We start from the raw sequence: 5689 nt of genomic DNA, 5'->3' as shown, positions 1-5689 counted from the left end.
GATAATCGCAAAGCGTGGGAATATGCTAACACAAGAAAGAGCTACTGGCACACAGCCAATAGCCCAGTCCTTTCGCGGACACTCACCAATGAATACCTAAGGAAATTAGGCTTTATCACCATAAGTGAAAGATATTCATTAATACACTAATTCTATTGAACCGCCGTATACCGAACGGTAGTACGGTGGTGTGAGAGGTCGCTGAGTAAATAATTACTCAGCTCCTACTCGATTATTAGTACAATGACAATGGAGGGAATTCACAGTGGAACAAGTATGGGCAAAAGAACCGGATAAGTTGAACAAGGTTGAACTAATCAAGCTTGAAAAAGACGGCTTAGATATTGTCAACGACATTGAGCGCTATGCTAAACTAGGTTTTGACGCCATCGAAGAAAAGGATTTTGATCTTCTTAAGTGGCTGGGACTATATATATCGCGGCCTAAAGAAGCTGGCTTCTTTTTATTGCGGGTAAAAGTCCCGGGCGGGGTGCTTTCTTCTGCCCAGGCAAGGGTACTTAGTGGTATTGCCCGCGACTATGGCCGCAATCTCTTGGATATTTCCACAAGGCATGCCATTCAATTTCACTGGATTCGCGTAGAATATTTACCTGATATCTTCGCCAGGCTAGAAAAAGTTGGCTTAAGCTGCCTGGAGTCAGCTGGTGACTGCCCGCGGACTATTGTGGGAAATCCGGTGGCAGGCTATGATCCGGAAGAAGTAATTGATGCTGCGCCAATCTTACAACAAGTGTCCGATTTTTTCCATAACAATAGAGATTTTTCTAATCTTCCCCGCAAATTTAAAATGTCAATTTCCGGTAGTATTCATAACCCGGTTCACGCTGAAATCAACGATTTATCGTTTACCCCGGCTGAAAAAGAAGTAGATGGTGAAAAAGTGATCGGGTTTAACGTACTTGTTGGCGGCGGTCTCTCAGCTAAACCAAGTATGGCACAACCTTTGGATATCTTTGTTCGACCAGAGCAAGTGCTTGCAGTAGCCAAGACAGTAGCTGCGATTTTCCGCGACTACGGTTACCGGGAAAAACGTAATCATGCCAGGTTGAAATTCCTGTTACAAGACTGGGGTGCTCACAAGTTCCAACAGGAAGTGCTTAAACTAACAGGACCGCTGGCTACACGGGGTCAAGATTTAACAGTTGATTGGAATGCGGGTTGCCTATATGGCGTAAACAAACAAAAGCAGGCCGGCCTTAATTATGTCGGACTAAGCATACCACTGGGGCGTTTCGATGCCGAAGAGATGGAACAGCTGGCAGCGATTGCTGAACACTATGGTGATGGTTCAATTCGTACTACCAACTCGCAGAACCTGATTTTGCTAAACATTCCAGATGCAAAGGTTGAGGCCTTGCTGGCAGAAACAGTATTAGCGCGACTTACGCCGTCCCCTGCACCGTTTACTGCCCGTGCAGTCTGCTGTACCGGTACGCAATTCTGTCCACTGGGGATTGCCGAGACTAAGCAGAGAACAGCTACCATTCTTGAATATCTGGATAAGCATGTGGAACTGGATGAGCCCCTTGTACTCCATATTAGTGGCTGTGTAAACTCCTGCGCGCAGCAACAGATTGCCGATATCGGTCTGCAGGGAGTAGCGGCAAGAATTGGGGACCAACTAACAGAAGCCTTTGAGTTCTCGATTGGCGGTAAACTGGGGCCACAGGCGGCCTTTAGCGTCAAGCTTAAGGGCAGTGTTCCAGCTGATCGCGCAGCTAAAGCAATTGAAAGCTTGGTTGTGTTTTTCAAAGCCAACAAACTATCCGGAGAATCTTTTAATCAGTTTGTACAACGTGTTGGCATAGAGAGTTTTCAGATTGAACTTGACAACTTTATTACACAGGGATAATTGATGGCTTAGGTCACTTCTTCCGGAGGGAGAAGTGACCTTTAGTCTTTTTAATTACAAAAATTCTTGCTGTTCGCGTGCGGAGTACATATGTATTAACATAAAAGATGAAGAATAATGTATTGACAATAAAGATGTAAAGGTGTATAGTCTATTTTGAGTACAAAATACATAAATTCCTCGACACAAATACATTCTGAACGAAAAGCCCCAAGTTGCTAACTTGAGGCAGGAATAATCGGTCTGGGGAAAAAGAAGGGGCAGGAGAAAAACATGCGAAAAAAATTAGTGGCAGTAGCTATGAGTACACTGCTTATGGCTGGTGCACTGGCTGGCTGTGGCGGCGGGCCCAAAGAGGACGCCAATGTTATCAAAATCGGCGGTAACTTCGAGCTGACAGGCGGTGTTGCCAACTATGGCAAGCAGGCAGTCAACGGCATTCAACTAGCTATCAAACAAGCCAATGCAGCTGGCGGTGTTATGGGTAAACAAATAACATTAGTCCTTGCTGATAATAAATCAGAGGCTGCTGAAGCCACTAACGCAATCACCAAGTTGATCACTCAGGACAAAGTTGTGGCCGTTTTCGGGCCGGCAACCAGTTCTAATACACTGGCAACAGTGCAAGTGTCACAAGACAATAAAGTTCCGGTTATTACACCAACAGGCACTAATGAAAAGATTACTGTAGATAATGGTAAAACCCGTCCTTATGCCTTCCGGTCATGTTTTATTGATCCGCTGCAAGGCACAATTATGGCTAACTTTGCCAGTAACACGCTGAAAGCCAAAACAGCTGTCGTCTATATTGACAGCAGTTCCGATTACTCCAAAGGCCTTTCCCAATCCTTCGAAGCTCTGTTTACCCAAAACGGCGGCAAGATATTAGGCAAGGAAGCCTTCTTACAAAAAGACCAAGACTTTAAGTCTACGTTGACTAAGATTAAGGCACTTAACCCTGATGTAATTTATCTACCAGCCTATTATGAAGAAGTGGGCAAGATTCTCAAGCAGGCTCGCGAAATGGGAATTACTGCACCATTCCTCGGCGGCGACGGCTGGGATGATCCTAAGGTTGTCGAAATTGCTGGTGTCGCTCCGCTGAATAATACTTTCTTCAGCAACCACTATTCCTCCCAGGATACCGATCCTAATGTTGTTAAGTTCATCGAAGCCTATAAAAAAGAGTACAACCAAGAGCCTAGCGCTCTGGCCGCCCTTGGCTATGATGCCGGTTTACTGTTGATTGACGCCATTAAGCGGGCTAATAGCACAGACCCTGCCAAAATTCGTGAAGCGTTAGAGCAAACCAAAAATCTTCAATTAAGTACAGGTACAGTAACCATTGATGCCAATCACAATCCGATAAAGAGTGCAGTTGTTATCGAGATGAAAGATGGCAAACAAATGTTTAAAGAAAAAGTGACACCCAAACTTTAAAGATAGACTTAGCTTCGGGTGGGGTTATTACCCCATCTGAAGTTTAGTCGACCTTATCCAGGGACTTAGCCGCTCTTAACTCCCGCCAGAGAGGGTGGGAGTCTTAGAGCGGCTTAGTCATCGGATAAACTTACCTAAAAATGGTTGACAGTTTAATGAGCGTGTGCTACCATATATACAAGATATAAATGTTCTTGCTGACCGGAAAACCGGAGGCAATCGGCGGCTGAGTTAGCTTCGATTGCCTCTTTTAGTTTTGCGGCACCCAAACTACTTATTTACATTAAAAAAGGTTAAAATATCATTAACGATATGAGAGGATGGGATACTATGGCTAAAATTTATGGGAATTTAACTGAACTAATTGGTAACACACCCCTTGTCGAACTGAAAAACTACTCTGCGAAAAAAGATCTTGGCGGTAAGGTGATTGCTAAACTTGAATACTTTAACCCGCTGGGTAGTGTAAAGGACCGCATTGGTTTAGCAATGATTCAAGACGCCGAAGAGAAGGGCCTTATCAATAAGGATACTGTAATCGTTGAACCAACTAGCGGCAATACTGGTGTTGGCCTGGCATTTGTTGCCGCCGCCCGTGGTTATAAGTTGATTTTGACGATGCCGGAGACCATGAGTATTGAACGGCGTAAACTGGTCAAGGCTTTGGGCGCACAAATTGAGCTTACTCCAGGCGCTAAGGGAATGAAAGGTGCCATTGCGCGGGCAGAAGAGCTTGTGGCGACTACCCCTAATGCCTGGATACCGCAGCAGTTTAAAAATCCGGCTAATCCTGCAATACACCGCAAAACGACTGCTCAAGAAATCTGGAACGATACTGATGGCGAAGTTGACATTGTAGTGGGCGGTGTAGGTACTGGCGGAACGATTACCGGTATCGCCGAAGCCCTTAAAGAACGCAAACCTGGCTTAAAAGTAGTTGCTGTTGAACCAGCAGACTCACCGGTACTCTCTGGCGGCAATCCTGGCCCACATAAGATTCAGGGTATTGGCGCTGGCTTTGTGCCTGATGTATTTAAGCCCGAGATTATTGACGAAATCATTAAAGTCCAAACAGATGAAGCTTACCAGACCGCAAGAGATGCGGCTGCTACCGAAGGCTTGCTTGTTGGCATATCCAGCGGCGCGGCACTCTATGCTGCGACTGAACTGGCCAAACGTCCGGAAAACAAAGGAAAAACTATCGTAGTTATCCTGCCTGACACCGGTGAACGGTATCTATCGACCCCGCTGTTTGGCGAAGAATAATGAACAAAGAGCGCTCTGCAGGATCAACTGCAGAGCGCTTTATTTTTACATGCTGGGATAAATATAAGGCCGTGCCGGTTTAGGCACTGATCTGGCGGTGGTGACGTTTACTACCGCCAGATTTTTATTTTGTTGTTTTTCCAGTTGAATTGTGCCTCGGATGGTAAGCCAGGTATCTGCAGGGTAATCGGTTGTAGTGTAATTGCATACTAGGCCGTAAGGGGAAGCATCAGCAGAGCAGCAGACGATTACATAGCGGGCAAGGGCAAAATGCGTGGGCGTCATAGTGGCGTCTTTTAAAACAAACCCAGTTATTTCAATTTCCTTGCCGACATAATCATTGGGGAAACTGTTAACCTCAAACATGACTTCAGTAAAGTTGATATCTGTTACCTGAATGAGCGGAGCTTTGGCCAGGGTTTCCGCCAACGGGCGCGGTATATTGGCTAAGGCAGGTCCAGTATCACCGGAGAGACGGAAATTCAGTCCTTTATTGGCTGCGACATTGGCATCCAGGCTATTATTTGGTATTAAGCAAGCCACCAGTAGAGTCAGGATAAATGGCATTATGGGCCTAGCGCCAGATAGTGAACCTACTCCGGATAAGATGGCTAAGGTAGTTGATTTTTGTCGCACACATCAGGTTAAATATATATTCTTCGAAACATTGGTCAGTCCCAAACTGGCCGACACTATTGCTAAAGAAACTGGAGCAGGCCTCTTGGGTGCTCAATCCGCTAGAAAATCTGACAGCAGAAGAGATGAAACAGGGAAAAAATTATTTATCAGTTATGCGTGAGAATTTGTCCAATCTGGAAAAGTCGTTAAAAAAATAAATAATAATTCTATAAAGGGAAGTAGCAGACTTCAAAACCGTACGCGGGGTGCTAATCCATCCTGAGTGGGTTCGTTCCACACGTTCCCGCCATAGAGAAATCAAGGCTTCCGAGGTTTGTGTCTCGGAGGCCTTTTTATTATGTGCGCCCAGCATGGGCGCTTACTTGTTGGTGAAAGTCCAATACGGGGGTTGATAGTGCCAACCGTTAGCCTAAGACAAGGGTGTCGCCTGTGAGGGCGAATCTGAAGGAAGTCGGCGGCAAAGCTCCGGTC

General features: G+C 45.6%; 5 protein-coding genes. 4 read left to right on the top strand and 1 reads right to left on the bottom strand.

The genetic code is table 11. The annotated features are described in order from the left end of the window. Window positions 1-265: 265 nt before the first annotated feature. The 3 genes from VN447_RS07110 (at window position 266) to cysK (ending at window position 4579) form a co-directional block, all read left to right on the top strand. Window positions 266-1873 (top strand): nitrite/sulfite reductase, encoded by a 1608-nt coding sequence (locus tag VN447_RS07110; protein ID WP_325524253.1) that lies wholly within the window; start codon window positions 266-268, stop codon window positions 1871-1873. A gap of 273 nt (window positions 1874-2146) precedes the next feature. Beyond that, window positions 2147-3313, top strand: coding sequence for an ABC transporter substrate-binding protein (locus tag VN447_RS07105; RefSeq protein ID WP_325524252.1), 1167 nt, complete (start codon window positions 2147-2149; stop codon window positions 3311-3313). A 330-nt stretch (window positions 3314-3643) separates the two neighbouring features. Then, entirely contained in the window at window positions 3644-4579 is a 936-nt protein-coding gene (gene cysK / locus VN447_RS07100; protein ID WP_325524250.1) for a cysteine synthase A, read from the top strand. Between the two features lie 45 nt (window positions 4580-4624). Here the strand turns inward: cysK and VN447_RS07095 are convergent, their stop codons facing one another. Then, complete coding sequence (locus tag VN447_RS07095) at window positions 4625-5146, bottom strand: TIGR03943 family putative permease subunit (RefSeq protein WP_325524248.1); 522 nt, start codon at window positions 5144-5146, stop codon at window positions 4625-4627. A gap of 1 nt (window position 5147) precedes the next feature. On the opposite strand from VN447_RS07095, the gene VN447_RS07090 reads away from it, so the two are divergent. Next, on the top strand, window positions 5148-5378 hold the full coding sequence (locus VN447_RS07090) for a metal ABC transporter solute-binding protein, Zn/Mn family (protein WP_325524246.1): 231 nt from the start codon (window positions 5148-5150) through the stop codon (window positions 5376-5378). The last annotated feature ends 311 nt before the right edge of the window (window positions 5379-5689 follow it).

It is taken from the genome of Sporomusa sp., from assembly GCF_035561155.1.
GTDB lineage: Bacteria > Bacillota > Negativicutes > Sporomusales > Sporomusaceae > Sporomusa.
Note: the sequence above shows the minus strand (reverse complement) of the source record. Positions and strands in the feature narration are given on the sequence as shown.